This window comes from Coxiella-like endosymbiont, assembly GCF_030643785.1.
GTDB lineage: Bacteria > Pseudomonadota > Gammaproteobacteria > Coxiellales > Coxiellaceae > Coxiella.
Map to the genome: position 1 here is coordinate 73,615 of NZ_CP094378.1, position 25,605 is coordinate 99,219.

Here is a 25,605-nt window from a genome sequence, read left to right on the forward strand (position 1 = left end):
ATATAAGGGGTTACGTAAGAATCATAAAAGCCTTCCCAATGCTCGCCTTTACTCAATACTATACCCGGATAGGAATCTCACCAGATTTTAATGATAAATTTCCAATAAACTTAATGGCTTTACTATTTTTTACCGTGATTTTTGGTCCTAAGATCAGGTAAAAATAGTTCACAATTGATATGGCCTACCCTTCTGCAAGGAAAAGACCTTCTAACTTAAGAACAGCAACACACCCCACCCCCGCCAAGCGATTTAGAAATATTTTTCATCACCTCAAATTGTTGAGAACTCGTTAGCCAAAATAACCCAGTGTTTTCAATCGCTATTTTAACTAAGGCAAAATGATAAAAGGCAAAATGATAAAAGGCAAAATGGAAGTTGTATATTGCACACTTCCTCTATGAGTAGAGAAAACTATAAACGTTTAATAAAACTTTGCAGAGGATCCTATTCAGCAGAAATTCGACTATTTAAATTATCAAAACTTACATAAGACCAATCTTTTTTCTCAATATGTTCAAGATATGTTTAATCAAGATCGTCTTTCCCACATAGCGAGGGCTGGTTAATGGCAACATTCAAAAGCGCCTGCTTGCTTCCTTAAAAAACTTTCCACTATCCCACTAATATAACATCAGATTTTATATTAGTTTTTAATTAGTTTAGAATTTAGCGAAGGCAATTAGTTTAGCGAAGGCCTGACAGCCTGTCAATCACTGATAGATTAGCTGAGCTTAAACCAATTCACGTACCAATGCTTCTCGCAACCCAATCAGTTTGCCATGAAAAAAATGGCTGGCTTTCTGGATCACTACAAAACGGATAGGAACCGGGGGTTGTTCCACAAAGGCTTTAACTTGCTCCAGAGGAACCAATTCGTCCTCAGCACCAAGCACCACTAACCAAGGACAAGTAATGCTTGTGAACGCGTGGTAATTATAATTGTTCACCGTCGGCGCAATAGTGATAAGTCGTGCGATATCAGGGTCTGTGTTGGCCGCTGTGGCAGCCACATAAGAGCCGAAAGAAAATCCGGCTAACCAAATTTCGTCATTCGGACAAACTCTTTTAACCCATCCCAGAATTGCTCTTAAATCATCAGTTTCACCCAAAGAATCATCATAATGCCCTTCGCTTTTCCCTACACCGCGGAAATTAAACCGCACCGTTTTTGCTCCCAATTGCTCAAACGCTTTGGATACTGTTGTCACAACCTTATTATGCATTGTCCCACCGTATAGCGGGTGAGGGTGACAGATGACACCCATAACAGCTCTTTCTGAATCGGTGGCTGGCGTAGTCATTACCTCAAGCTTGCCTGCAAGCCCATTCAACAAAAATGTTTCAGTCTTTTCCGAAAAGAATTTCATTTAAGGATTCTCTAAACTTAGAATACCCGAATTATAATCGTAAGCGAAAATTTCTGCATAGCGACCCCAGTCGATGACAGTAGTTAAAACTTCGTCCGCTGCTTGTTCACTGAGATAATTCTCAAGATTATCCAGAAAATGTTCTTCCGAAATCTCGTGATTAGGATGTTCATTTAATTCTTGACGAATTTGACTTGCTAGGGGGACATATTCAGTTAAGTGCTTCGCAAATATTTTTTTGCGTTCTAAAATATTCGCTTCTGCTAGCTGACGTCCTGCCGCTGTTAATTCAACGTCTCCTCCGGAGACATGCGCAAAATGCAGTATTTCGAGCGCTTCTATAATCGGAAACAACTCATCAATTTCATAATGCAACTCTTCAGTTAATTCAGGTAAATCTACTTTTTTCTGATCGTAAGAGGCCAAATTTTCTATAAAGCCCATCATTTCTGAAATAGGTACTTGCGGTAACCAATAACCCACATTGATCGTCTTAAATTTAATCGCTTCCGGAACAGTTTCCACTGCAGGTTTGGTCATTAATCCATAAATATTGTCCACAATTTGACGAAATTTTGGATCTTGATCGTTCCGCGGATGCGGTAAATCCACGTTCACTTCAGCACGAATGGTTCCAGGATTAATTGAGAATACCAAAATAAGATCTGCTAAAAATGCAGCTTCTTCAATATTATGGGTTACAATAATGACATTTTTAATGTTGGTTTTTCCAGAACGCCATATATCAATTAAATCACTCCGTAAATTTTCAGCGGTCAGTACATCCAATGCTGAAAATGGTTCATCCATCAATAATACTTCGGGATCTACCACTAATGCTCGCGCTAATCCCACTCGCTGTGACATGCCACCGGATAATTCTTTCGGATAAGCTGATTCAAAGCCATCAAGGCCAACGATGTCAATAGCTTCAAGAGCACGAGTGCGACATTCTTCACGTGGAACACCCCTCGCCTCTAAGCCTAACTCAACGTTTTCTAACACGGTGAGCCATGGCATCAAGGCAAAATGTTGGAACACCATACTTAATCCAGGAACAGGTGCAATAATGGGTTCATGGTGATAAAGCACCACTCCCGATGACGGTTTAATTAAACCTGCAATTATCCGCAATAGGGTAGATTTTCCAGATCCAGATTTTCCTAAAATTGCAATGATTTCTCCTTCGTTTAAATTAAAATTTATACGGTCTAACACTAATAAATCTTGTAATCCTTGTTTTTTAAATAATTTGCTCACACTTTTAACTTCGATAATGGGAAAATTATTTTTTTCACGATCGCTAACCTCTGCCTGTTTATTTAACCTGAAAACGTTCTTCCGCCAGTCGATAGAGCGGTCGCCACAAGCCATGATTAAACACCAACACATACAAAGACATCACCATAATCGCTAAAGCGAGACGAGGAAAATCACCCTGTTGGGAAATCGATGCGATATAAGCACCCAACCCGGTTGCCTGCAAATGCGTATTTCCCCAGCTCACTACTTCAGCAATAATACTCGTATTCCAAGCACCACCTGCTGCCGTAATGGCACCTGTAATGTAATAAGGAAATATTCCCGGCAACATAAATCGTTTCCACCAAAGCCATCCTTTAACATTCAACGTACCGACAACATGGTGTAAGTTTTTAGGCAAGGCCATCGCTCCAGCAATGACGTTGAACAAAATGTACCATTGCGCCCCTAAAAGCATCAGCGGCGAAGTCCAAACATTTATATTTAAAGCAAATCGAATGATTAGGATCACCACAATGGGAAATAATAAATTAGCAGGAAATGCTGCTAAAAATTGCGCGAGAGGTTGAACTATCCGAGAAACATTGGGTCGTAAGCCAACCCAAACGCCGATGGGAACCCAAATGAGCGAACTGAGAATAAGAAAAATGGTAACACGTAATCCTGTTAAAAAACCCAAATAAAAGACATGAAATACCTCAGTCCAGCTCACTTCCGCTAAAATGAAACGCATTAACAAGAAAAAAGAGACCAGAATGGCTAAAATTAAAAACGCATTCCAACTCACAGTGAAAAATCGACGCAATAAATATCGATATTCGGCTGCTTTTCGTGGAGGACGATAACGAAAGAGCCGACAATTAACGATTGAATTTCCTAATAAGGAAAAATATTCGCCAATAAAACGTAAAAATCGCGTTCGCTGAAATAAATTCAATACCCACGATTGTGCTTCGCTTTCTCCCACACTTACTTCTGCGCTGAATTTTTCTGCCCAAGCAACCAGTGGACGAAACAACAATTGATCATATAATGCGATTACGATAATCATCGTAATAATTAAATAAACGACGGCCATTTTGTCCGCGTGCTCGATGGCCATCCTGATGTAAGAACCAATACCTGGTAACAGGATATTGTGTCCTGCCACAGTAATAGCTTCTGAAGCCACTAAAAAAATCCAACTGCCCGACATCGACATCATGGTATTCCATAGTAAACCAGGCATGGCAAACGGAACTTCCACTCGCCAAAATCGTTGCCATGCGGATAATTGCAACATTGTGGCCGCTTCTTGCAAATCATTTGGCACAGTTCGAAGGCTTTGATAAAAGCTCAAAGCCATATTCCATGCCTGTGCCGTAAAGATTGCAAATAATGCTGCACATTCCGGTCCTAACAAACCACCGCGAAATAGGGCGACAAAAGCTGTCACTGTGATCGTTAAAAACCCTAGCACAGGTACTGACTGCAAAACATCGATTATAGGGATAATAATGCGTTCCGCATGTCGGCTTTTGGCAGCCCAAGTACCACAAGTAAAGGTAAATAATAATGAAAAAAACATCGCAATTAGCATCCGCAACACTGTGCGTAACGCGTAATAGGGCAACATGACTGGATCCAATGAAATAGGGAGGGGTTCCCCCACATCAAACCTCGCCATCATTGTGTTGGCACCATAGTCCAATAAAATGAGAACGGCTAAAACCAATAAGAGAGCGACTATATCCCAATAATTTGGGATTGGCCATGAAACGACTTCATTTTTTGCATATGTTTTTTTTGGAAACGACAACATATCATGCTCCATTTTTGTGATGGAGAAATTTCAGTGGCATCAACTGAAGTTAGTGATACCACGCCCAAACAAATTAAGACATGACATTTCTAATGTCCTAGCCATTGTTCATTGACTTTCTACACTTGCTCGAAAATCAAAAATTCAAAACGACTTAGCGAATTGCCATCAATCCTAAACTAAGGGACTACCGGGAGGTTTTAGGCAGGTGTAATGTAACACGGCTTTAGACCCCCATTAAAGAGGTCGGTTATTTACAATTCTGGGACTTTACAGCGGTTTTTTTAAAAAGGCAACCCTTTTGGTTCATTTTTTTCAATTTTATCGATACCAGTCATTTAATACTGATTTTATTTCATCCAGACCAGTTCGATCATGAGAAGAAAATAATTGAACGGATATTTTATTGCTGTATGTGGTCAGCTGTGCTTGTACGTCGCTAAAAACTTTTTTCGCTGCGCTTTGGCTCAGCTTATCCGATTTCGTGAGAAGTATATGAAGGGGAATATCGTACTTCACTGCCCATTCAATCACATCTTCATCCCTTTCTTTTAAAGGATGTCGTACATCCATGACCACTACTAATCCTTTCAGACAGCACCGTTTTTTTAAATAACTATCCACTAACTCTTCCCAACGCTCTTGAACCATACGAGGAACTTTAGCGTATCCATAGCCGGGTAAGTCTACCAAACGTTGCCTCTCATTTAAGGCGAAAAAATTTATCATTTGCGTTCGACCGGGCGTTTTGCTGGTACGCGCCAATCCTTTAATACCTGTGATTACATTTAATGCGCTGGATTTGCCGGCATTGGACCGCCCAATGAAAGAAACTTCAGCTCCCTCGTCCGGCGGTAAGTCGCTAAATTCAGCTGCGCTGATGAGGTATTTTGCCTCTTGATAGACAGGGGACACAGATTCGGTCATAAGCTTAAATGTTTAACCTAAATAGATATAGAGGTGAAGTATAACATTGTTTAAGATAGAATGCGAAACGTGACCGAAGTTCGCCGAGTTCTAAGGTAAAATCAAGGAATGCCACGTCTAGCTATTTTTTTAGGGACTTTTTACGCAAAGACACACGGATGCCACTTCTCATCACTGCATTGTTTGGTTTGCTAATTATTCATTCGTTTTTGGCAATTGGGATGATTATTTATTTCATTTCCCACCGAAGTTTCATCGATTTCAGAATTTCACCTTTTCGGTCAATAAAGTCAAAATCTCGATAATAATAATACCCCCTCACCCACTACATTGCAATTAAATCTCCAAGGCACCGCTTTCTCTCTATCATCCGACTCGGGTACTTCTCGTGCTTTAATTTCAGCACCTGGGGCGCTACCCCCAACTAAAATCTATCAAGTCGGGTCTACGGTTCCTGGAGGGGAGGAGCTATTTATTCGGAATATCTTTCGTGATCGTGTTATCCATTAATGATAATGGTCGCTTAGAAAGCTTATTATTACCGGTACCCAAAATTTCGAAAACAAATTATGCTAACATTAGTAAATAATTTTTATGTGGAAGAAGATTTTTTCTATATTACTTTTATTTGTTTTCCTCACGTTTTTAGTCAGTTGTGCAGTGACAGCCAATCGGTTATACGCAGAAGGGCAAGCACCTTATCATCAACAAGACTTCCATACTGCTTTAATAGGCTCTGTATGCTTCTGCTAAAAGAGGAAACATTCAAGCTCAATATGCCATAGCTACATGTTCTACTACGGTATCGGCGTTCACCGCAATTCCCCGTGTAGGCAGTAAAATGGTTTAAAGAAGCCGCCAATTCGGCAATGTAAATGCCATTAATGCGCTCCAATCAATTCAACAGACTGCTCCTCCGGGGGATTGTAACATACGTCCCATCCTGAGTGAAACCAGGGATCTCATTTTTAATCAATAATGAGATTCTTCGCTTTGCTCAGAATGACAAGCTACCTTATTTCGACAAAACGATAATCGTATCAACGGTGTCCACGGGGTTTATTTTTTGTGCCTTCAATTGCTCCACATTGATTTCGTATTGTTTAGAGAGCAATTGCACCCAACCCATCCAATCATCAAAAGACACCTGGTGGAAAGTTAATGTCACTTTATTGATTTCGAGTTGCTGCACCTGCTGAAAATAAGCACTTAATTTTTGTTCGGTTAATATCCGCTCAGCAATTACGAATAAACGTTGAGTTGGTTGCTTTGTCCCAAACTCTTCTTGTCTCAACTTATGGATTTGTTGACCAGCATGCTTGTCCAAACAGTAAAAGATCGCTGCAAGGCAATATGGGTTTGCAAATTAACGATCGCCATGAAGAAAGGACTAAGAATTAACAAGTAAACTAACAAACTCATAATTAAGAAACCGCCCACACTTATCAGACGACGCTCGCGCTCTTTTATCTTTTAATAATTGCTACCATTTTTCAATCATTGGATTGTCAACTCTGCAATTATCTTTTTAATCTGATTATGCGTTTGCCGTTTCACATGTAATTTAGCTTGGTTAAGCGCGTAGACTAAATCTCCTACAGTGGATAGTTGATCAGTGGTAACTTGTAAAACCAATTGGCTGTTTTGATAGCTTAGCAATTTTAGGTGTATTTTGGGAATATTGGTGGAGAATCTCTCCCACTCGGTTTAATAAATGAATATAGTTAATCCTCCCTCTGATTCGACTTTGTTAATAAATGTAATTCTCGAGAAATTTGTTCTCAAAAATAGGTAATACTTTTTAAGTAAGGAAATAGTTTCTAGAGCGTATTCATAGTCTCTTTTTATAAATGATCCGAATGCATTTTTAAAATTGTCCATTCATCAGATTCCGTACCTAATAATAAAAAACAAAACTACAAAAGCAATGCTGTCGATTCTCCAATATTTTTGTTGATAGGGAGATTTTTGTTTTGATCGATATTTTCCTATCAAAAAAATTGAAAAGAGTCTCTTTAATTAATTTCGTATAATTACTAGTTCGAGGCATAACAGAATATTGTAAAGAAATTTTGTAGCCTAAATCTGAAAATCGTTGGTAGAAATTTTTTTACGTTGGTAAACAGTGATCTGAGTAGATTTATCTCCTCCTATTTCTCGAGCGTAAGTTGTAAGAATAAAGAGAGGTATTTAGAAGTTTCAAAAATCCTCTTTAATGACTCATCCGCACTAAAGCTCTTCTCTTCTCAATCAATACGGACCATTGTCCTTCCAAAAGAGGGGTAGTAAAAAAATCAGAAATAAGCGTAAAAAGGAAAGAGATTATATTGCTTTAATTGCTTTAGGTAATTTTCTAAAATAATATCTTATCAATGACCTCTACAATGATAATTATTAATATCATTAGTAAGCTACTCTTCGAAAGCAAAAGAAATTGCTTTATCCAATTCGTGCCGATTTAGTTTTGGCATAATAACCGTGTGGACATTAGCACATATTAACTAGGAATCACGACAAATAAACACTCTTTAAGTATAGCCAAGATGCCTCTGCTAAATGGTCTAATATTTTTTGTGAGAAGACCGTGCCTGAATCGTCACACTCCAACTAGGTAAAGGTCTCATCGTTATTAAGTCTGAGTATCGGAGTTATTCTATGTTTGACTGTTGCCATACAATTTTAACTTTATCTTGCTTATCTTTATCTTTATATCGCATTAACAAACTGGTCAATCTCAATTACTGCTAATCGCACATTGCTACTGCTCGTAATAAGTAGAAGTTATCTGTTACAGAAATTGCATTAATTTCAACTAATCCATCCGCTCGACATAATTTAATAAAATCATTCACGCTCGAAAAAAGTCTATGTTCTTGCGGGCAGGTATAGAGCTCTTTTGCACGTTCCGGTGTTATTTTACACTATTAAGTGTTAAAAAAACTCTGTAGGGAAGCATAATTAATATCGATTTGACATTTTTGACATTGATCTTCTGGTAAAGCAGTTAGTTAAATAGGAAACTAATTTTTCATAAAATATGGGGTTAACTCCCGATACCGCACGCAAATTCACTCAGAGAAACCATGCCCCTATGAGCTGCGCGATAAGGAGGTTTTGCTTGCAAGTAAATGTCACCACCCATACCTTCTGGCAATAACTAATCACTCACAACTTGATCTAAATCAAAAGCTTTTTTGATGTCATCTCCGGAATGAGATATGGTATTAAAAGAATAAAAGAGGATTAATTTTTCGTTTGCGCTAGACAGTTGGTATTAAACAATCCTTTCTGGGTAAAAAGCGTTCTAATCACTTCTACTCCATAAAACGACTGCTTAAAATCTGAATTTTTTTAAGTCGGAATTTTAAAAAGGATTATTTCTGCCCAATCTTGAAGACACTGGAGATTAAGATACAATTGGTTCCTATTTGTAATAAGATTTGATTGATAGAAAAGCCAACGCTGTGAAACAATAAGCGTGGTAGCAATTGTTGCTCCAATAGCCATAATTATAGCCATAATTAATAAAGCACTCAAAAGTGCACTGTCATTTTGATTTTTACTGTTCCACATAAACTCGTCCAACTAGAGGAAAAATTCGTTTAACAGAACCGATTCCTTTCAGAGTCAAAGTTACAATTGATGGCTCTAAGTAAACGAGTTGTTTTAACTGAATTATTTTTATTCACGTTAGGAACCGAAGTATTTTCAATTTGACCTTCATTATTAACATAATGAATACTCATTTCAGTCACTTAATGCAATAGGACACGTTTCTCTGGGATAATATGCGGAGGACGATCCAGCACGGCCCATGACAAACGAATTTAAATCAGTCTCTACTTTTTCATAAGCTACGCGTTGCAACGTGCTTCGTTTAAATTCACTTGCTGGATTAGTGTTATCCTCCACGTATAAATTCCAAGCTGTCTGTTTTATTTATGAAAAGGAGTGGTAACTTCTCTCCACTTTCTCTAGTAATGGGGCGTGGAATAATTTGGTTAAAATCATATTGAATTAAAGTTAAAACTGTTTGAATTTCTTATATTCGAGCATCAGTTGCTCATAAATGTTTCTAAGTACGTAAAATAAATTACAAACCCAATGTAGCCATTGTAGCAACAATGGCAAATAAATAAAGCAATTATAACTTCAATAAGCGTAATTCGCTTTGAAATACTTTTTTAGTAGTTCATTTCACGAATCTGATTAAATATTTGATCTTAATCCTGGACCCCTCCTGCCATACATCAATATAAATACGTCGATAATAGTTTTCCCCTATTTGATCAGAGCTAGCTTCCCATTTAAATTGCTCATAAAGTACGGTGCTTTTACTTTTTTGCGCTGATTCATTAGTAGGCAGTGATAATAAACCAACTTGCATACTCGCAATTAGATTGATGGGAATCTAATAAACTGCTATTTTATTTTTTACATGCGCAGTGCTGTGAAACACTATTAAGTATGATTAAAATAACAACTGTTAGTACCATCGCGAGAATAATTAAAGCCACAAGAACTTCAATTAAAGTAAATCCTTGTTGGCTATTTAATTTCTTGTAATTGAATATTCCCACTAGAATCACGTTAAAAACGATAAACGCGATTGCCCCTCTGATTAGAAATCAATAGATTAAAAAGAGACAAATCTCCATTAAGTAAAAAAACAATATCGCAAAATATATTCTTCCTTCGTTTTAATATTTTGATTTGAATATCTTAAAATTGAGGTGAGCTTAAGAATGGACGACTCTTAAATAATTGCCATTTCTGTTTCAGTGAATGAAAATCTTTTTGAAATTAATCAAAATGACAATCGTTTTGTGAAAATTTTACCTCTAAAATAATAGGTTTTAATAAAGCTTCTTTTTGTACTAATTTCATGAATTCAGTTAATTGATTGGCAAAAGCATAACTTGTCGACCACGATCAAAACGATGAAGCGATAAGAAGGCAATGGTCGTTATAATGGCGATAATAGTCATTACGACGACGACCTCAAACAGGGTAAATCCTTCTTGGTTTTTATTATTTTTGGTTATAATATTCCAATTTCTCATCGTCACATTAATGCCCTCACCATCGGGTTCGTTATTGGAAGCATAAGTGAAAATATGAATATCACCATGTTTACCTGGATTTAAGTAATGATAAGGATGTCCCTCTTCGATCAACAGGAAACCGTTTTCAATAGCGGCCGATTCCCCAATCTTGTAGCACGGGGTCAGTTTTAGGTTTTTTAACAAGTGCTTCAATTCTTTGTTCAGTCTCGGGATAAAAACCGTTATCTAATTTATAGATAGAAAGATCTATTGTATTTTCAATAGATAATACATCTTGTCTTGCTTTAACAATCTTAGCTTCATCAGACGATACATTATTCGGGGATAACAATTGCTACCAAAATTGCTAAGATAACAACCACGACCATTACTTCAGTCAACGACCATTCCTTCAATCAATGTGAAGCCACCCGTTTATTGATAGTTTAATTTTAATTTTTTTCATTTTATCCTCCACTCATCTGATCCAAATCAAAAATAGGCAACATAATCGCTAGCACGATAAAGAGCACGACACTGCCCATTAATAAAATCATTACGGATTCAAAAAGTTTTAATGACCCGTCAATTAACACGGCGATATCTGCTTGAATAGTTACCGCTTTTTGTAACATTACTTCCAATTATCTACTAGATTCGCCACTTGCCACTAAATGAATAAAATGGTTAAAAAATAAACAGTTTCTTGCAAGATACGATAGATATTAATGCCTTCTTGGACTTTTTCGATAGCAAATTTTACAGTATAGCACATCGGAAGCACGGTAATTAATTGGGATTCCGCCTGCATAACTTCTAACATAGAAACTGTAGCTGCATTTCCAAACGTTCTTCCAAAAGGGGCACTATTGGTAGTACGAATACATTTTCCCGGTAGAGGTAATTTTAATAAAAACAATCGCACTAAATTCTGAATCGTTCTTTTTTTAACAACCGTTGAAAAAAGTATAGCCCCCTAAAATAAATAGAGCTAAAAAATACAATCCATAAAGTTTTATAAATTACCTAATAGCAATCAAAACAAGTAGCAATCAAAACAAGAGTTGCCACAGGCAAAGATTGTTGCGTTTGATTAAAAACAGAAACGATTTTAGGAACTAGTAAATTAATAAAAATATTACAATTCCAATTGAAACCAGTGTCATTAAACTCGGATGAAGTAATGCTTGTTGAATTTTTCGTCGAATAGCCTGTTGCTTTTCGGTATATTCTGCTAATTTTATTAATACTTGATCGAGTTTACCTGACTTTTTCTCGGAAGCAACGTCGTGCGATACAATTTTGGAAAAGCCGAAGAAAAATCATCCATCCCAGCTTCTAAGTGAGTACCCTTCTAAAACTTTACTTCGTACGCCTAGTAATAAGCTTTTGACCTGCGATTTTTCTGATTAGTTGGCTACGGAGGTTAACACTTCGTTCAAGGGAATACCAGCTCCCCAGTAAGGTGGGCCATTTGCCATATGGCTAATGCCAAATCTGCCGCGCTCATTCGTTTCGTTAAGAAACGCTTCCAGAAAAATTTTTCTCTATTTGATGAGGAGCACGACGCTGTGATATTTCATTAACTTCAAGCACCAAATCCATGATCACGCAATCGTTGGCGGACTTGGCAGGCGCCGTATTGGCTTTAAGTATGCCTTTTTTAACGTTTTCCTTTAGAGTCTAGCGCTGAATAACTATAAGCTTCCATTAAAATTCACCTGACACACACAACACTTCCTCCAATGTGTTCTCCCCGTTCAAAACGGATCGAAAACCATCTTTCTGCATACTAGGGTGATTTTTACGAATATTAATTTCGATGAGTATCTCACTGGCATTCTCATGAATCTCATCTCGCATTTGACAGATAACCGCTACTAATTCATAAATAGCCGTTCGTTCCCGATAACCCGTGCAGTTATAATGATGACAACCTACGAGTTCATAGAGAAAGCGACTAATTCGCTTTCTCTAAGAACTAAGAGCCGGAGTTCACTGGAGGTCGTTAATTTCGATTGTTTGCATTGTGCGCACAATACCGGGACTAACCCGTTGAGCTACCACACCAATCAAAGTAGAAGATAATAAAAAACGTTCAATTCCCATATTTCACAAATGGGCGTATTTCACAAATGGGCGATCGGCCTCTCCCCGCAGCACTGTTGGTATGTAAGGTAGATTAACACAAATGACCCGTCAAACTTGTGCTTGTACCGCCATTTCGGCAGTCTCTAGATCACGGATTTCCTTTACCCTGACAATATGGGTCAGGATCTTGTCGAAAAATGGCTCTCAATCCGCGAGCAAACGTCATGCCGATTTTATTATTTACTTGAATCTGTCCTTACCTCAGGTAAATAATATTCAATGGGATCTTTAAGCCTTAAAATATTTCGCATTGCGCTGTTCAATTTTGTTAATGCTGCATATAAAGTGGTTGTTTTTTCAGAATCTGTAGCGTAGGTAGGGCTTGTGTCACTAAAATAATACTATGGGGTTTTAAAATTAATTGCTTCATTAAACTCAAGGTATCGGTGTCCCCATAATACCCAGTTTTGCAAATCCAATGGGGCACGGCTCTGTTTTTATCTAACAAACGCAGAACGACACGCTCACCAACAGTGTGTAGAGATTTGTAGATACTCGAACATCAACGGGGCTCCCGGCCAGCAATTCGCAGAGAAATATGTCCATCTTGAGGAAAGCGTTTTGCAGCGATATCCAATTTACCATTACTTTAATTCGTGAAACAATGAGTAGCGATACACCCGAGGAATCTGTAAAATTTCGCGAAAAACGTCTTCACAGCGAAAACGAACGACTAATTTGTCTTCAAAAGTTTCAAAATGAATATCCGATGCCATTTGTTTAATGGCTTGAGTCAGAATGGCATTCAAAAGACGAATAATTGAAGCATCGTTTTACTTTCCAATAAATCTTCGTGTGCTGGAGAAGTTCCGTGATCAATTGGCTTAAATCAACGTCCATTCGATGAAACGCCGCCATGGCCGTTTCTGTTCCGATTTCGTAAGCACGTGCTAATAAAGTTTCAAATTTCTGTTGAGATACTTGCCTGAAATTCAATAGGCGATTACAATAGCGCAGCGCTGTAATTCGAGGACGATTTCTGGAGTAAATAGCGGCAGAGCCACAATCATCTGCTCTTCCGTAAAAAATTGAACGAATACCCCGGGCCTTTGTCGTCGTAGTTAAAAGGCAAGCGTTTTTTCACCAATTTTTCATTGGCTGTGGTAGATCTATTTTTAACAAGCGTCATCGTCATTTTTAAAATGGAGATGGATCAGCTACCCAATCCTTATTGATTGGTAGTAATATCAGTTTATCTATCTGGAGGCAATCCTGCCTTTTTTGCGAAACTCCTGATATCGGATATAATGATATCGTTTTAAAGTCTCCTTACGCCCATCCAATCGATTATGCAAAATAACGGGACGAATAAAAACCATTAGATTTTTTTTCAATGGTGTGATTTTTATAGCGGAATAAATTTCCTAAAATAAAATAGGAATATCTCCCAGAATAAGAATCTTGTTTTCACTTTGTTTATTTTTATTTCCCATTAATCTACCGAGCACGAGGATGTCACTGCTGCTTATGCTTAACAATACACTAGTTTTAATTTTTCTAGTATCGATAGTGGGATTATCAGGACTGGAATCAGCATTGGGTTTCAAAGAATTGTCTTGCTGCTCAATTTCTAAATTTACCGTATTATCAGGGGTAATTTGCAGAGTTATTTTTAATTGTAAGGTAACATCTTTACGTTCAAAAGTATTAAAAGGCAACGTAGAATTATCAGAAACTGGTGCGCCAATTCCTTCATATTGACGATTAATAATCGCCATATTTTTACCATCGCTAATGATAGCAGATTTATTGCAGATTTATTATTTAATACTCCAATTGATGGAGTGGCTAAAATATCAGTGTAGGTTGTTATGTTTCCAATGCCTGAATCAGCACTCGCAGATCCCCTTTTGGAATAAAACCAATGCCCGCAGGATTGGCTACACTAATGGAATCACTTCCCGGTAGGGTAGTCTCTCCCCCATTGAATACCTAACCGTCTTAATAAACTTTCATCAACGCGAACAATAATAATTGCTTGCACTAATACTTGATCGGGACGAATATCCAACTGATGAATTATTTTTTCAACATTTGGATGATTGTCCATTGGCTAATTAATAATAATAATCGCATTATTGTTTTGTTCTGGTTGAATGGAAATGCCATTGTTGTGACCGTTCTCATCATTGCCAATCCCAAATTGATTAGTAGTCTCTCCTTTATGTAATTTTTATTCCTCTAATTTACCATGCACAATTTTAGTAAGAATGGACGCTAACTTTTTTGCATTTAAATAATTTAAATGAATAACAACTCTGTTCGTGCTGCCATTTATCTGAGAAGTATCCAAGGATAATATTAATTTACGTACTTTAGAGCGGTTCTTCTTCATTGCCGCTAATTAAAATAGCGTTATTTTTTCATCTGCCACAAGCGATATCGTATTAATCTTTCCTTAGACGCGATCCGCTAATCTATTTGTAGAGCCTGTAAAACTTCCACTAATTTTCTCGCACTCAAATATTTCAAACGTACAGCTTGAATAGCTGTATCATTTTTTCATCCATTTCTCGGATAATGTTCACTAAACGATTGATATTGGCTGCTGAGCCCGCCAGGATTAAAATATTCGTGGGATTGTAATACGTTAATATACTTCCCCACTCCTGCATTAAGGTCCCCACTCCTGAATTAAGGATCGAAAGAGAGGTATATTAATTGAGAGGCTGAAATATTAGCGACAGAAACGACTCGAACGACAATTTGATCACCGGATTCAGCATTTGGCTGGGACTATAACTATAATATTCCACCATATTCTTTGCCTGCATAGCAGGAACAATTTTTATAATACTTCCCATAGGGATAAGCCGTATAATTAAGTACTTGTAGCATAGAGAGAAAGACTTGATAAATTTCGTCTACCTACATGGTTTTACTGGAAATAATCGTCACTTTTTCCTGAACTCTAAGATCAACAATAAAATTTTTCCCTGTTAATTGGGAAATTATTTGGATAACAGCATGAAGGTCAGCCCCTTGCAAATTCCACATTTGCAAGGATTTTTTATGTTTTTAGACAAGCTCATCGTGAAGAGCAGGGATGGTTAACAGTAGTTTTTGGGGAATGAATCGATTTTTTAATATGCAATGATACTGAAAAAGTAAACGTTGGTATTAAAAAAATCCAATTAAAAATAACTATTTCATTAAAATCATCTCGTCCTCTTCCTCGGAAATTAAAATATATCAACGTATATAATTCTTTAGTAATTTCTTTAGTAATTCTTTAGAATGGCTTTTTCCTTAATCGAAAATAACGCTGCCACTAAATGAGAAAGACGTTATTCATATCAAAATTTATATAATTAATTGTTATGATTACCCCCGGTCAAGAGCAATCGACTCTTGAATCAAGAGCTTTTGGAGCAATTAGCGCCAGGAATACACTAGGAAACAGATTGTTTTTCCTGAATTCGCGGCTCCAACTCTCCATTTTTATAGCGTCCGGCGATATTTTCAAGCGAAATCACTTTGATTTTTTCAGCTTGTCCCACAGCACCAAAGACTTCGTAACGCATTTTGCATATGGCTTTCATTGCTTTAAGTGCTTCACCTAAGTATTTTCTTAGATCGAATTCAGAAGGATTTTGAGCAAGATAACGACGAATGGAACCTGTAGAAGCTAACCTCAAATCGGTATCGATGTTGACTTTTCGAACACCATAGCGAATACCTTCTTGGATTTCTTCGACAGGTACACCATAAGTTTGAGGAATCTTACCACCATATTCATTAATTATTTTAAGCCATTCTTGGGGCACCGACGAAGAACCATGCATTACCAAATGCGTATCTGGAAGTCGTTCGTGAATAGCTTTAATTCTATCAATTACGAGTACTTCTCCCGTCGGAGGTTGTAAAAATTTATAAGCGCCATGACTGGTACCAATAGCAATAGCCAGCGCGTCTACTTTTGTTTTTCTGACAAAATCAACAGCTTGTTCTGGATCGGTCAACATCTGGTCACGTGATAATTCTCCTTCATCACCTGAGCCGCCATCCTTCTCACCCGCTCTCAAGGTTTCTAGCGAACCTAAGCAACCAAGCTCACCTTCCACTGAAACGCCACAAGCATGAGCCATCTGCGTGGTTAATTCTGTTACAGAGACATTGTATTCATAGTCCGCCGGGGTTTTTTGGTCTTCAAGGAGAGAACCATCCATCATCACTGAGGTGAATCCCATTTGAATAGACCGTTGGCACACTGCTGGGGAAGCCCCGTGATCTTGATGCATACAAATCGGAATATGGGGCCATTCTTCGGTTGCCGCGAGAATGAGCGCCCGAATAAAGTGGGGGCCAGCATATTGACGCGCCCCTGCTGAGGCCTGAACGATGACAGGGCTTCGAGTCTCATCAGCTGCTTCCATAATGGCACGTACTTGCTCTAAGTTGTTAACATTAAAAGCAGGAACACCATACCCATGCTCAGCTGCATGATCTAACAATTGTCGCAACGTAATTAGGGCCATAGAACCTCCTTAGTGTATTAAACTATTTTCCCCACGGTTAAAATCTTCATAGCGTTTGAACCACCTCCAACACCCATATGATCACCTTTAGTCAATATTACCAAATCTCCTTTCTTCAATAAGTCCTGTTTTTCCATAACTTCAATAGCCTTAATATTGACAATATTGACCTCTTTCTGGCTGTATTGAGTGGGATCGAATTTAATCGGATAAACCCCACGATAGAGAGTCATTCTCCCCAAGGATTTATCAAAACGACTTAAACCATAAATAGGAATTGCTGTTCGAATTCGTGACATCCACAGAGGAGTCATTCCTGATTCTGTTAAGGCCACAATTGCTTTAATGTCCAAATGATTGGCTGTATACATTGTTGCCATTGCAATAGCTTCATCAATGCGTTTAAAACAGCACTCTACACGATGACGCGAAGTATGCGAACGGGGTTGCAATTCGGAAGCCATACAGGTTCGAACCATGGCTCCAACTGCTAACACCGGATAGTCACCCACTGCCGTTTCGGCCGAAAGCATAACCGCATCGGTATTATCCAAAACAGCGTTAGCTACATCAGATACTTCTGCTCGAGTAGGCATAAAAGCGTGGATCATCGACTCCATCATTTGAGTGGCAATAATGACGGGCTTATCAAGAGAACGGACTCGATGGATAATATCTTTTTGAACTAAGGGCACTTGAGCATCGCCAATCTCAACAGCTAAGTCGCCGCGAGCAACCATAACACCGTCGCTGGCTTCGATAATGGTATCAATATTTTTCACAGCTTCAGCACGTTCAATTTTAGCAATAACGCCCGCTTTCCCTTTATAACCTTGAATCAAACGTTTCGCCTTAAGAACATCTTCTGCATCCCGGGGAAATGAAATCGCTATATAGTCCACATTGAGATTGACAACAAACTTTAAATCTTCGATATCTTTTTCCGTCATCGACTCCGCCGAGAGACCATCCCCCAAACGATTAATTCCTTTGTGGTTGGACAATTCGCCACCCACTACTACCCGACAAATAATTTTATTTCCATCAACACCTTGAACGATCAATTTGAGACGCCCATCGTCTAGCAATAACACATCGTTAGCTTTTACATCTTGCGGCAAGTTTTTATAATCAATCCCCACTTTTCCTTCGGTTCCTTCAACAGGAGGTAAATCCGCGTCTAAAATAAACTGGTTTCCTTTCTTTAATTTTATTTTTCCTAGCTTAAAACTCGATATTCGAATTTTGGGTCCTTGCAAGTCTGCCAAAATCCCAATTACTCGTTCTTGTTTTTTGGCAGCCTCACGCACCATCTCAATTCGTTTTTTATGACGCTCATGGGAGTCGTGAGAAAAATTCAAGCGAACAACGTCCACGCCTTCGTTAATAATTTCTTCTAAAATTGAGGGGTCATCTGTCGCAGGACCTAAAGTCGCGATAATTTTCGTACGACGCAACATGTGTTGATTATTTTTGCTCATAAAATTTTGCTCGTTGGATTAAAATTTCAATTGCAGGAAGTGTTTTCCCTTCTAAAAATTCTAAAAAGGCTCCACCGCCGGTGCTAATATAAGAAAACTGATTTGTTAAACCAAATCGATCTAAAGCAGCTAAGGTGTCTCCACCTCCCGCAATAGAATAAGCATCACTATCAGCAATTGCCTGTGCTAATGCGCACGTGCCTTGACTAAAAGCCTCGATTTCAAAAACACCAACAGGACCGTTCCAAACTATGGTACTGGCCTGAGCCATAAGACGAGCATAGCTTGCTGATGTTTTTGGTCCTACATCAAAAATAGATTCGTTATCTGCAATTGCATCCACAGTTTTTACTGTTGATTTTGCGTCTTTAGAAAGTTGAGACGCAACAATAACTTCAACTGGAAGGGGGATAGAAATATTTTTTTTGTTGCTTTTTCCCAAAATTGACGCGCATGATCCAACCAGTCGTTCTCGCATAAAGATTTCCCAATTGAATAGCCTTTTGCCTTCAAAAAGGTATTTGCGATTCCGCCTCCTACAATTAATTGATCGACTTTATCTAATAAATTCTCTAACAAATGGATTTTCGAAGAGACTTTAGCACCGCCTACAATAGCCACCACAAATTTTTTTGGATTATGTAATGCCCACGATAAAGCTTCAATTTCAGAAATAAGGAGAGGCCCTGCGCAAACTATTGGAGCGTATTCTGCAATCCCCACCGTGGAAGCTTGCGCGCGATGCGCCGTTGCAAAGGCATCCATAACAAAAACATCGCACAATTTCGCCATACGCTGAGCTAAGGCGGAATCGTTATCATTTTCGCCCACGTTAAATCGAACATTTTCACATAACACAACAGTTCCCGATTCAACGGTAACTCCATCGAGCCAATTTTTAACAAGTGGTATCTTGCGATTTAATTTTTTACTTAATGCTTTTGCTATAGGAGCTAGCGAAAAGTCTGGATCAAATTTTCCTTCTTGTGGTCTCCCTAAATGAGATAGAATTATTACCCGTCCATTCGCCTTCAGTGCTTTTTCAATGGTCGGTAATACTCGAATAATTCTTTCGTCATTGTTAATTTTGCCATTTTCCATTGGCACGTTGAGATCTTCACGGATGAGAACACGTTTGTTATCGAGATCAATGTCAGACATTGATAAGGATTTAAACAAGGATATTTTTTTATTTTTTAGCATATTATTACTTTCTTCAGTACCATACTGGTATGGTGTTTCCTAGACCCTAGGTACCATTTCGTTTACTGAAGGTTATTTTAAGATCTAGGGTCTAAAAAAGCACCCGCAACATCCAACATACGATTAGAAAATCCCCACTCATTATCATACCAAGCGACTACCTTTACTAATTTATCGATTAGTCGCGTTTGCCCCGCATCGAAAACCAATGAATGTGGGTCATGATTAAAATCGATGGAAACAAGCGGCTCTTCATTATAACCAAGCACACCTTTCATTTTACCCTCAGCAGCTCTTTTCATCACAGCATTAACTTCCCAAACGCTCACGGATTTTTTGGCATCGAAAGTAAAGTCAATGACCGAAACATTAATGGTAGGCACCCGAATAGCATACCCATCTAATTTTCTATCGAGTTCCGGTAATACCAAACCCACAGCAGCAACCGCTCCGGTTTTGGTAGGGATCATCGATTGTGTAGCTGCACGCGCTCGATGTAAATCTTTGTGATAACTATCGGTAATATTTTGATCGTTCGTGTAGGAGTGAACGGTTACCATTAATCCACATTCAACACCAATTTCATCATTCAATACTTTCATTAGGGGTGCCAAACAGTTTGTTGTACAAGAGGCATTAGAGATAATTTTATCTTCCTTGGTAAGAATATTTTCATTAACACCAAACACAATTGTTTTAACGTCCTTACCAGCCGGCGCAGAAATTAAAACTTTTTTTGCCCCTGCTTTTAAATGTGCTTCGGATTTTTCTTTACTTGTAAATAACCCCGTGCATTCAAGGACTAAATCGATATCAAGTTCCCTCCAAGGCAATTGCTCTGGATTCCTTACTATACATACTTTAATTTTATCACCATCGATCATTAATCCCTCTTTATCTACACTTACATCAGCAAGAAATCGTCCATGCACTGAGTCATATTTAGTTAAATGAGCATTAGTGTTGATATCTCCTAAATCATTGATAGCAACAATTTTAAAATCGTGATGCTTTTTTGATTCATAAAAAGCTCGTAAAATATTTCGACCAATGCGGCCATAACCATTAATGGCAATTTTATATGTCATGCTACTTCTCCTTAATTTAAAATTTGTGGAAAAATTCTTTGACCGTTTCAACAATTCGCTCTGGAGTGAAACCATATTCACGGTACATCATTTGATAGGGTGCTGAAGCACCAAATTGATCAATTCCAATTACTTTACCTTCGCGCCCAACAAATTGATACCAATAATCCGGATGAGCCGCCTCAATAGCAATGCGCTTAGTTATATGTGAAGGTAAAACCAATTTTTGATATTCAATGTCTTGATTTTTAAAAATTTCACAACAGGGCATGGAAACCACTCGCGCCGGGATATTTTTTTCCAAAGCTTTCGCTGCTTCAACAGCAATCATCACTTCAGAACCTGTCGCGATGAGAATAATTTGGGCGGGTTCTGTTGCTTCCCACAATACATACCCTCCTCTTGCAATTAGTCCCACTTGCTGGGAATCTCGATTTTGATGCGTAACTTTTTGACGAGTTAACAAAAGACAACTAGGTCCATGATGTTCAATGATCTCTCGCCAAGCAACAGCTGCTTCGGTACCGTCACAAGGGCGCCACACCTGCAAACCAGGAATCATTCGCAAGGAAGGCAATTGCTCAATCGGTTGATGCGTAGGCCCATCTTCTCCCAAACCAATCGAATCATGAGAATAAACAAAAATGGAATGCGCTTTGGTGAGCGCTGCCAGACGCACAGCATTTCGCGCATAATCCGAGAAAGTTAAAAAGGTACCGGCGAAGGGGATAAAGCCGCCATGTAACGCAATGCCATTCACAATAGCTGTCATTGCAAATTCACGCACACCATATTCAATATAATTTCCCTGGCGGTTTTCTTGACTCAAAATGCTAGCCCCAAACCATTTCGTGCAATTGGATTCTGATAAATCGGCCGAGCCGCCAATTATTTCAGGTAATGAAGATACAATAGCATTTAAACATTGTAGGGATAATTTACGCGTAGCATTGTCTTCTTTGAATTTTTCGCTATTTAAAATAAACTCTTCTATTTTTTTGGTGTAGTCTGCGGATAACAATTTTTTTGTCGTCGCAAAAACTCTTTTGCCAATTTCGGATGATGTTTCTCATAATTTGTAAACAGTTGATTCCACTGAGTTTCAAATTTCTTCCCTTTTTCTTTTGCATCCCATGCAGCATAAATCTCTTCCGGAATTTCAAACGGAGGATAAGGCCAATTTAAAATTTTACGGGCACCGGCCACTTCTTCTTCTCCTAAGGGAGCCCCGTGTGTCACCGCCTGGCCCGCCAAAATAGGTGCTCCGTATCCAATTATCGTTTTGCAGCAAATAATGGTGGGTTTGGTGATTTCATTTTTTGCCGCGATAATCGCTTTGGAAATGGCCTTGGGATCATGCCCATCAACATAGGGAATGGCCTGCCATCCATAGGCTTCGAAGCGCTTTGGCGTATTATCGGTAAACCATCCTCGCACATCCCCATCGATGGAAATTCCGTTATCGTCATAAAAAACAATTAATTTCCCCAAGCCCAAGGTTCCTGCTAAAGAACAAGCTTCATGAGAAATACCTTCCATGAGGTCGCCATCCCCAACAAAAACGTAGGTATGATGGTCCACAATGGGAAATGCCTCGTGGTTAAAAATCTTAGCCAGAATCTGTTCGGCGATCGCCATTCCCACACCATTAGCTAGTCCTTGTCCAAGTGGTCCAGTGGTCGTTTCCACACCCGGGGTATGTCTAAATTCAGGATGGCCTGGTGTGCCTGAATGGAACTGTCGAAAATTTTTTAATTCCTCAATTGATAAATCAAAACCGGTCAAATGTAACAGCGCATATTGCAACATAGCACCGTGACCGTTCGATAAAATAAATCGATCACGATTTTCCCAACGGGGATTAGCGGGATTGAATTTTAGAAAATCGCACCACAATACTTCCGCAATATCCGCCATTCCCATCGGCATTCCGGGATGACCTGAATTAGCTTTTTCTACTGCATCCATTGCCAACGCACGAATCGCATTGGCACACTCTCGGCGTGATGGCATTGGCTTTCCTTCAATGGCTCTAAATCAAAGCGCAAATGATAACGTGTCTCGAGGAGTCACGCAATTTGGAGATTCATATTAATTCGTAGACGTCCTTCATCGAGAATTGGAACTTAACTCAGCGTTAGGGGCAATGTGCTGGACTATACCAGGGTCTGGAGTATCATCCTCCTAGGGTTAGAAATGTTGTTAGCTTTATTGTAGACCCCCTCTAACTTTTTCAGCATTAAAAAATTTAAACATCTGAGGTTCTTTTATTTCCCCCATCGCTTTTAAAGAATAAATATAGGGGCTCCCTTGTTCCGGCATGGATGAACCACCAATTACTCCATTCAATTCTACAACAGTGGTTAACTTGAAATTAAATTCCACTGGCTAAAAGAAGTAGGAACAGTACAGCAGGGGCCTACTAATCGCAAGGAACCAGCATAACCTAATAACTCATTGAAAATATGATTAAAAGAGCTAATTTTAGTGCAAGAGCTAATTTTAGTGCAAATTTGCGCATCTCTTCTCCTATCTTTATCTCATTATTCTCAAATAGAAGTATATAATAAAAATAAAAGTATAATGTATTTCTTAAATTTTTTGATAAAGGAACCAAAACATGTGTGGCATTGTAGGAGCCATTGCTCAACGTCATGTGGCGAACATTTTATTGGAAGGTCTGAATCGTTTGGAATACCGTGGATATGATTCAGCCGGGATTGCCATTCTCCATCCAAAAACGACTAAAATTCAACGAGTTCGCGTCAAAGGTAAAGTGCAAGCGCTCGCGGAAAGGCTGGAAAAAAACCTCTACGGGGTTATACGGGCATTGCCCATACTCGCTGGGCAACGCATGGAAAACCAACAGAAAAAAATGCACATCCCCACTGCTCAAAGAATGACATTTCCATCGTTCACAATGGCATCATTGAAAATCACAAATCACTTCGACAAAAACTTACAAAATCAGGCTATGTATTTGAGACGGAAACTGATACCGAAGTAATTGCACATTTGATTCATTACCACAGTAAAAAGAAACAAGAATTATTACCAGCCATCCAACAAGCCATTCAAGAATTGAGAGGAGCCTATGCATTAGGCATTATTTCAACTATAAAACCCGAAGCATTATACGTCGTTCGCTGCGGCAGCTCTCTTGTCATTGGATTAGGAATTGGGGAGAATTTTATTGCTTCAGACTTCAGCGCTTTGCTTCCCGTAACTCAGCAATTTATTTATTTAGAAGAAGGAGATGTCGCTAAAATTGGAATTGATACTGTTTCTATCTACGATCAAGCTGGAAAATTAATTGAACGGCCTTCCTATACTTTAAAAATTGATTACGATACGGTGACAAAAGGAAAATTCCGTCATTTTATGCAAAAAGAAATTTTCGAGCAGCCCCAAGGCGTGCTCGATACGATTTCTGAACATTTGATTAATAATACAGTGACTCCACAGAGTTTCGGACATAAAGCAGAATTCATTTTTAGAAAAATAAAACGCCTTCAAATTGTTGCTTGCGGTACAAGTTTTCACGCTGCTTTAGTGGGTCGCTATTGGTTGGAAGCCTTAGCCGGCATTCCCTGCCAAGTAGAGATTGCCAGCGAAAATCGATATCGCAAAGCTGTAGTGGAACCTAATACTTTATTTATCGCAATGTCCCAATCCGGTCAAACAGCTGATACATTAGCAGCTCTACGCCAAGCGAAAAAATTAGGATATGCAGCAACCTTAGGTATTTGCAATGTCCCAACTAGTTCAGTAGCCCGTGAAGCTGATCTAGTTTTTCTTACTCGCGCAGGAATCGAAATCGGCGTTGCCGCCACTAAAACATTTACGACTCAATTAGTTTCTTTATTATTATTGGCAGCATTGTTCCACCGAGGAAATAACGGCAATCACGAAATTATTATTAACCATTTACGAAATTTGCCAGACCTTTTACAAAAAACCTTAGATTTAGATGCTTCTATCAAGCGATTATCCAAACGTTTTGTAGATAAAAAACATGCTTTATTCCTGGGACGTGGTGCACTTTTCCCAATTGCCTTAGAAGGCGCTTTAAAATTAAAAGAAATTTCTTATATGCACGCAGAAGCTTATCCTGCAGGCGAATTAAAACATGGTCCTTTAGCTTTAGTCGACAAAGGCATGCCGGTAATCGTCGTTGCACCTAATGATCACTTGATTGAAAAATTAGAATCCAATATGCAAGAGGTGCAAGCGCGGGGAGGCGAGTTATATATTTTCATGGATGAACAAATTCCCTGGGAATCCAAAATGGATAATAGCTCGGCTATCCGAATGCCCACTATGGCTGATATTATCGCTCCGATCGCCTATACTGTGCCTCTACAATTATTGGCCTATTATGTGGCTGTCTTAAAGGGAACAGATGTCGACCAACCGCGCAATTTAGCAAAATCGGTCACAGTGGAATAGCATTGGAATTCTTTCTCGCTAGAAGACCCCACACCCCCACAAATCCAACCTCTAGCGAGAACAGAGGTAGCTATATATTTTTTTGGCTATTATGCCAATAAGAATATGCCTTGTAATGCCTAATGAGAAGCAGGATTGGTATATGAAGTGTATATAACAACAAACACTTCAAAATTACTACTCAGCGCCTACGAGAATCAAAATATTTTTAAAATATATTCTAGGGATCATATCATTCCACACCAGTAGTGACGGGCTAAAAAACCTAAAGTTAACCTAATAAAGTTCGTCTCATTCCCGCGAAAAAGGGGATTCAGAGAAAAGAATATCTTAGGTTAGCCTTTAGATT

Annotated in this window: 25 protein-coding genes and 3 pseudogenes; 2 read left to right on the forward strand and 26 right to left on the reverse strand. The window is 38.7% G+C overall.

The features are described 5' to 3' along the window. Positions 1-734: 734 nt before the first annotated feature. From MRH55_RS00390 to yihA, 4 genes are all read right to left on the reverse strand, one after another. Positions 735-1,370, reverse strand: a complete 636-nt coding sequence (locus MRH55_RS00390) for an alpha/beta hydrolase (RefSeq protein ID WP_304985569.1) — start codon at positions 1,368-1,370, stop codon at positions 735-737. Next, positions 1,371-2,762: an ABC transporter ATP-binding protein gene (locus tag MRH55_RS00395; RefSeq protein ID WP_304985570.1), complete on the reverse strand. Its 1,392-nt coding sequence runs from the start codon at positions 2,760-2,762 to the stop codon at positions 1,371-1,373. Continuing rightward, positions 2,689-4,434: an ABC transporter permease gene (locus MRH55_RS00400; protein ID WP_304986179.1), complete on the reverse strand. Its 1,746-nt coding sequence runs from the start codon at positions 4,432-4,434 to the stop codon at positions 2,689-2,691. Before MRH55_RS00400 ends, MRH55_RS00395 begins: the two co-directional genes overlap by 74 nt. Before the next feature lie 321 nt (positions 4,435-4,755). Then, positions 4,756-5,361: a ribosome biogenesis GTP-binding protein YihA/YsxC gene (gene yihA, locus MRH55_RS00405; RefSeq protein WP_304985571.1), complete on the reverse strand. Its 606-nt coding sequence runs from the start codon at positions 5,359-5,361 to the stop codon at positions 4,756-4,758. A gap of 330 nt (positions 5,362-5,691) precedes the next feature. On the opposite strand from yihA, the gene MRH55_RS07415 reads away from it, so the two are divergent. Then, positions 5,692-5,871, forward strand: a complete 180-nt coding sequence (locus tag MRH55_RS07415) for a hypothetical protein (protein WP_369421221.1) — start codon at positions 5,692-5,694, stop codon at positions 5,869-5,871. 505 nt (positions 5,872-6,376) lie between these two features. Here MRH55_RS07415 and gspM read toward each other — a convergent pair. The 22 genes and pseudogenes from gspM to MRH55_RS00485 form a co-directional block, all read right to left on the reverse strand. Then, the gene (gene gspM / locus MRH55_RS00410; protein WP_304985572.1) at positions 6,377-6,688 is read right to left on the reverse strand and encodes a type II secretion system protein GspM; all 312 of its coding nucleotides are present in this window, start codon (positions 6,686-6,688) and stop codon (positions 6,377-6,379) included. Positions 6,689-9,108: 2,420 nt separating this feature from the next. Then, on the reverse strand, positions 9,109-9,273 hold the full coding sequence (locus tag MRH55_RS00415) for a hypothetical protein (protein WP_304985573.1): 165 nt from the start codon (positions 9,271-9,273) through the stop codon (positions 9,109-9,111). Positions 9,274-9,788: 515 nt separating this feature from the next. Further along, entirely contained in the window at positions 9,789-9,950 is a 162-nt protein-coding gene (locus tag MRH55_RS07425) for a type II secretion system protein (RefSeq protein WP_369421225.1), read from the reverse strand. Between the two features lie 306 nt (positions 9,951-10,256). Beyond that, positions 10,257-10,538, reverse strand: coding sequence for a prepilin-type N-terminal cleavage/methylation domain-containing protein (locus MRH55_RS00420; protein ID WP_304985574.1), 282 nt, complete (start codon positions 10,536-10,538; stop codon positions 10,257-10,259). A 13-nt stretch (positions 10,539-10,551) separates the two neighbouring features. Next, positions 10,552-10,758 carry a type II secretion system protein GspG gene (locus MRH55_RS00425; protein ID WP_304985575.1) on the reverse strand — a complete coding sequence of 69 codons (207 nt, stop codon included), beginning with the start codon at positions 10,756-10,758 and terminating at the stop codon, positions 10,552-10,554. Between the two features lie 115 nt (positions 10,759-10,873). Continuing rightward, a complete protein-coding gene (locus MRH55_RS00430; RefSeq protein WP_304985576.1) occupies positions 10,874-11,050 on the reverse strand; it encodes a hypothetical protein in 177 nt (58 codons plus the stop codon). Positions 11,051-11,076: 26 nt separating this feature from the next. After that, positions 11,077-11,331: a hypothetical protein gene (locus MRH55_RS00435; RefSeq protein ID WP_304985577.1), complete on the reverse strand. Its 255-nt coding sequence runs from the start codon at positions 11,329-11,331 to the stop codon at positions 11,077-11,079. A 193-nt stretch (positions 11,332-11,524) separates the two neighbouring features. Then, the gene (locus MRH55_RS07430; RefSeq protein ID WP_369421570.1) at positions 11,525-11,707 is read right to left on the reverse strand and encodes a type II secretion system F family protein; all 183 of its coding nucleotides are present in this window, start codon (positions 11,705-11,707) and stop codon (positions 11,525-11,527) included. Positions 11,708-12,116: 409 nt separating this feature from the next. After that, positions 12,117-12,371 carry an ATPase, T2SS/T4P/T4SS family gene (locus MRH55_RS07950; protein ID WP_439647901.1) on the reverse strand — a complete coding sequence of 85 codons (255 nt, stop codon included), beginning with the start codon at positions 12,369-12,371 and terminating at the stop codon, positions 12,117-12,119. 274 nt (positions 12,372-12,645) lie between these two features. Continuing rightward, positions 12,646-12,723 (reverse strand): hypothetical protein, encoded by a 78-nt coding sequence (locus tag MRH55_RS07435; protein WP_369421572.1) that lies wholly within the window; start codon positions 12,721-12,723, stop codon positions 12,646-12,648. A gap of 10 nt (positions 12,724-12,733) precedes the next feature. Beyond that, positions 12,734-12,820, reverse strand: a complete 87-nt coding sequence (locus MRH55_RS07440; RefSeq protein WP_369421574.1) for a hypothetical protein — start codon at positions 12,818-12,820, stop codon at positions 12,734-12,736. A gap of 5 nt (positions 12,821-12,825) precedes the next feature. After that, the gene (locus tag MRH55_RS00440) at positions 12,826-13,005 is read right to left on the reverse strand and encodes a hypothetical protein (RefSeq protein ID WP_304985578.1); all 180 of its coding nucleotides are present in this window, start codon (positions 13,003-13,005) and stop codon (positions 12,826-12,828) included. A gap of 136 nt (positions 13,006-13,141) precedes the next feature. Continuing rightward, entirely contained in the window at positions 13,142-13,273 is a 132-nt protein-coding gene (locus MRH55_RS07445) for an ATPase, T2SS/T4P/T4SS family (protein WP_369421576.1), read from the reverse strand. A 648-nt stretch (positions 13,274-13,921) separates the two neighbouring features. Continuing rightward, positions 13,922-14,275 carry a secretin GspD/PilQ domain-containing protein gene (locus MRH55_RS00445; RefSeq protein ID WP_304985579.1) on the reverse strand — a complete coding sequence of 118 codons (354 nt, stop codon included), beginning with the start codon at positions 14,273-14,275 and terminating at the stop codon, positions 13,922-13,924. A 176-nt stretch (positions 14,276-14,451) separates the two neighbouring features. Next, the gene (locus tag MRH55_RS00450; protein ID WP_304985580.1) at positions 14,452-14,607 is read right to left on the reverse strand and encodes a hypothetical protein; all 156 of its coding nucleotides are present in this window, start codon (positions 14,605-14,607) and stop codon (positions 14,452-14,454) included. Between the two features lie 818 nt (positions 14,608-15,425). After that, positions 15,426-15,554 (reverse strand): hypothetical protein, encoded by a 129-nt coding sequence (locus MRH55_RS00455; protein ID WP_369421578.1) that lies wholly within the window; start codon positions 15,552-15,554, stop codon positions 15,426-15,428. A 395-nt stretch (positions 15,555-15,949) separates the two neighbouring features. Next, on the reverse strand, positions 15,950-17,035 hold the full coding sequence (gene fba, locus MRH55_RS00460; protein WP_304985582.1) for a class II fructose-bisphosphate aldolase: 1,086 nt from the start codon (positions 17,033-17,035) through the stop codon (positions 15,950-15,952). 17 nt (positions 17,036-17,052) lie between these two features. Next, positions 17,053-18,516 (reverse strand): pyruvate kinase, encoded by a 1,464-nt coding sequence (pyk, locus tag MRH55_RS00465; RefSeq protein WP_304985583.1) that lies wholly within the window; start codon positions 18,514-18,516, stop codon positions 17,053-17,055. Continuing rightward, positions 18,503-19,719, reverse strand: a pseudogene (locus MRH55_RS00470) (phosphoglycerate kinase). The gene pyk and the pseudogene MRH55_RS00470 overlap by 14 nt, the downstream one beginning before the upstream one ends. A 77-nt stretch (positions 19,720-19,796) precedes the next feature. Then, positions 19,797-20,807 carry a type I glyceraldehyde-3-phosphate dehydrogenase gene (gap, locus tag MRH55_RS00475; protein WP_304985584.1) on the reverse strand — a complete coding sequence of 337 codons (1,011 nt, stop codon included), beginning with the start codon at positions 20,805-20,807 and terminating at the stop codon, positions 19,797-19,799. A 16-nt stretch (positions 20,808-20,823) separates the two neighbouring features. Further along, a pseudogene (gene tkt / locus MRH55_RS00480) lies at positions 20,824-22,820 on the reverse strand (transketolase). Positions 22,821-23,015: 195 nt separating this feature from the next. After that, a complete protein-coding gene (locus tag MRH55_RS00485) occupies positions 23,016-23,192 on the reverse strand; it encodes a hypothetical protein (protein WP_304985585.1) in 177 nt (58 codons plus the stop codon). Between the two features lie 235 nt (positions 23,193-23,427). Here MRH55_RS00485 and glmS point away from each other — a divergent pair. Next, a pseudogene (gene glmS / locus MRH55_RS00490) lies at positions 23,428-25,256 on the forward strand (glutamine--fructose-6-phosphate transaminase (isomerizing)). The last annotated feature ends 349 nt before the right edge of the window (positions 25,257-25,605 follow it).

Bases quoted from the DNA above. Each gene is read 5' to 3' on its own strand.
- MRH55_RS00400 (WP_304986179.1), bottom strand. From the start codon at position 4,434: ATGTTGTCGTTTCCAAAAAAAACATATGCAAAAAATGAAGTCGTTTCA.
- fba (WP_304985582.1), bottom strand. From the start codon at position 17,035: ATGGCCCTAATTACGTTGCGACAATTGTTAGATCATGCAGCTGAGCAT.
- MRH55_RS00390 (WP_304985569.1), bottom strand. From the start codon at position 1,370: ATGAAATTCTTTTCGGAAAAGACTGAAACATTTTTGTTGAATGGGCTT.
- MRH55_RS07445 (WP_369421576.1), bottom strand. From the start codon at position 13,273: ATGGCATCGGATATTCATTTTGAAACTTTTGAAGACAAATTAGTCGTT.
- pyk (WP_304985583.1), bottom strand. From the start codon at position 18,516: ATGAGCAAAAATAATCAACACATGTTGCGTCGTACGAAAATTATCGCG.
- gap (WP_304985584.1), bottom strand. From the start codon at position 20,807: ATGACATATAAAATTGCCATTAATGGTTATGGCCGCATTGGTCGAAAT.
- MRH55_RS00445 (WP_304985579.1), bottom strand. From the start codon at position 14,275: ATGGCGATTATTAATCGTCAATATGAAGGAATTGGCGCACCAGTTTCT.
- yihA (WP_304985571.1), bottom strand. From the start codon at position 5,361: ATGACCGAATCTGTGTCCCCTGTCTATCAAGAGGCAAAATACCTCATC.
- MRH55_RS00450 (WP_304985580.1), bottom strand. From the start codon at position 14,607: ATGGACAATCATCCAAATGTTGAAAAAATAATTCATCAGTTGGATATT.
- MRH55_RS00455 (WP_369421578.1), bottom strand. From the start codon at position 15,554: ATGTGGAATTTGCAAGGGGCTGACCTTCATGCTGTTATCCAAATAATT.
- MRH55_RS00395 (WP_304985570.1), bottom strand. From the start codon at position 2,762: ATGTGTTGGTGTTTAATCATGGCTTGTGGCGACCGCTCTATCGACTGG.
- MRH55_RS07435 (WP_369421572.1), bottom strand. From the start codon at position 12,723: ATGACGTTTGCTCGCGGATTGAGAGCCATTTTTCGACAAGATCCTGAC.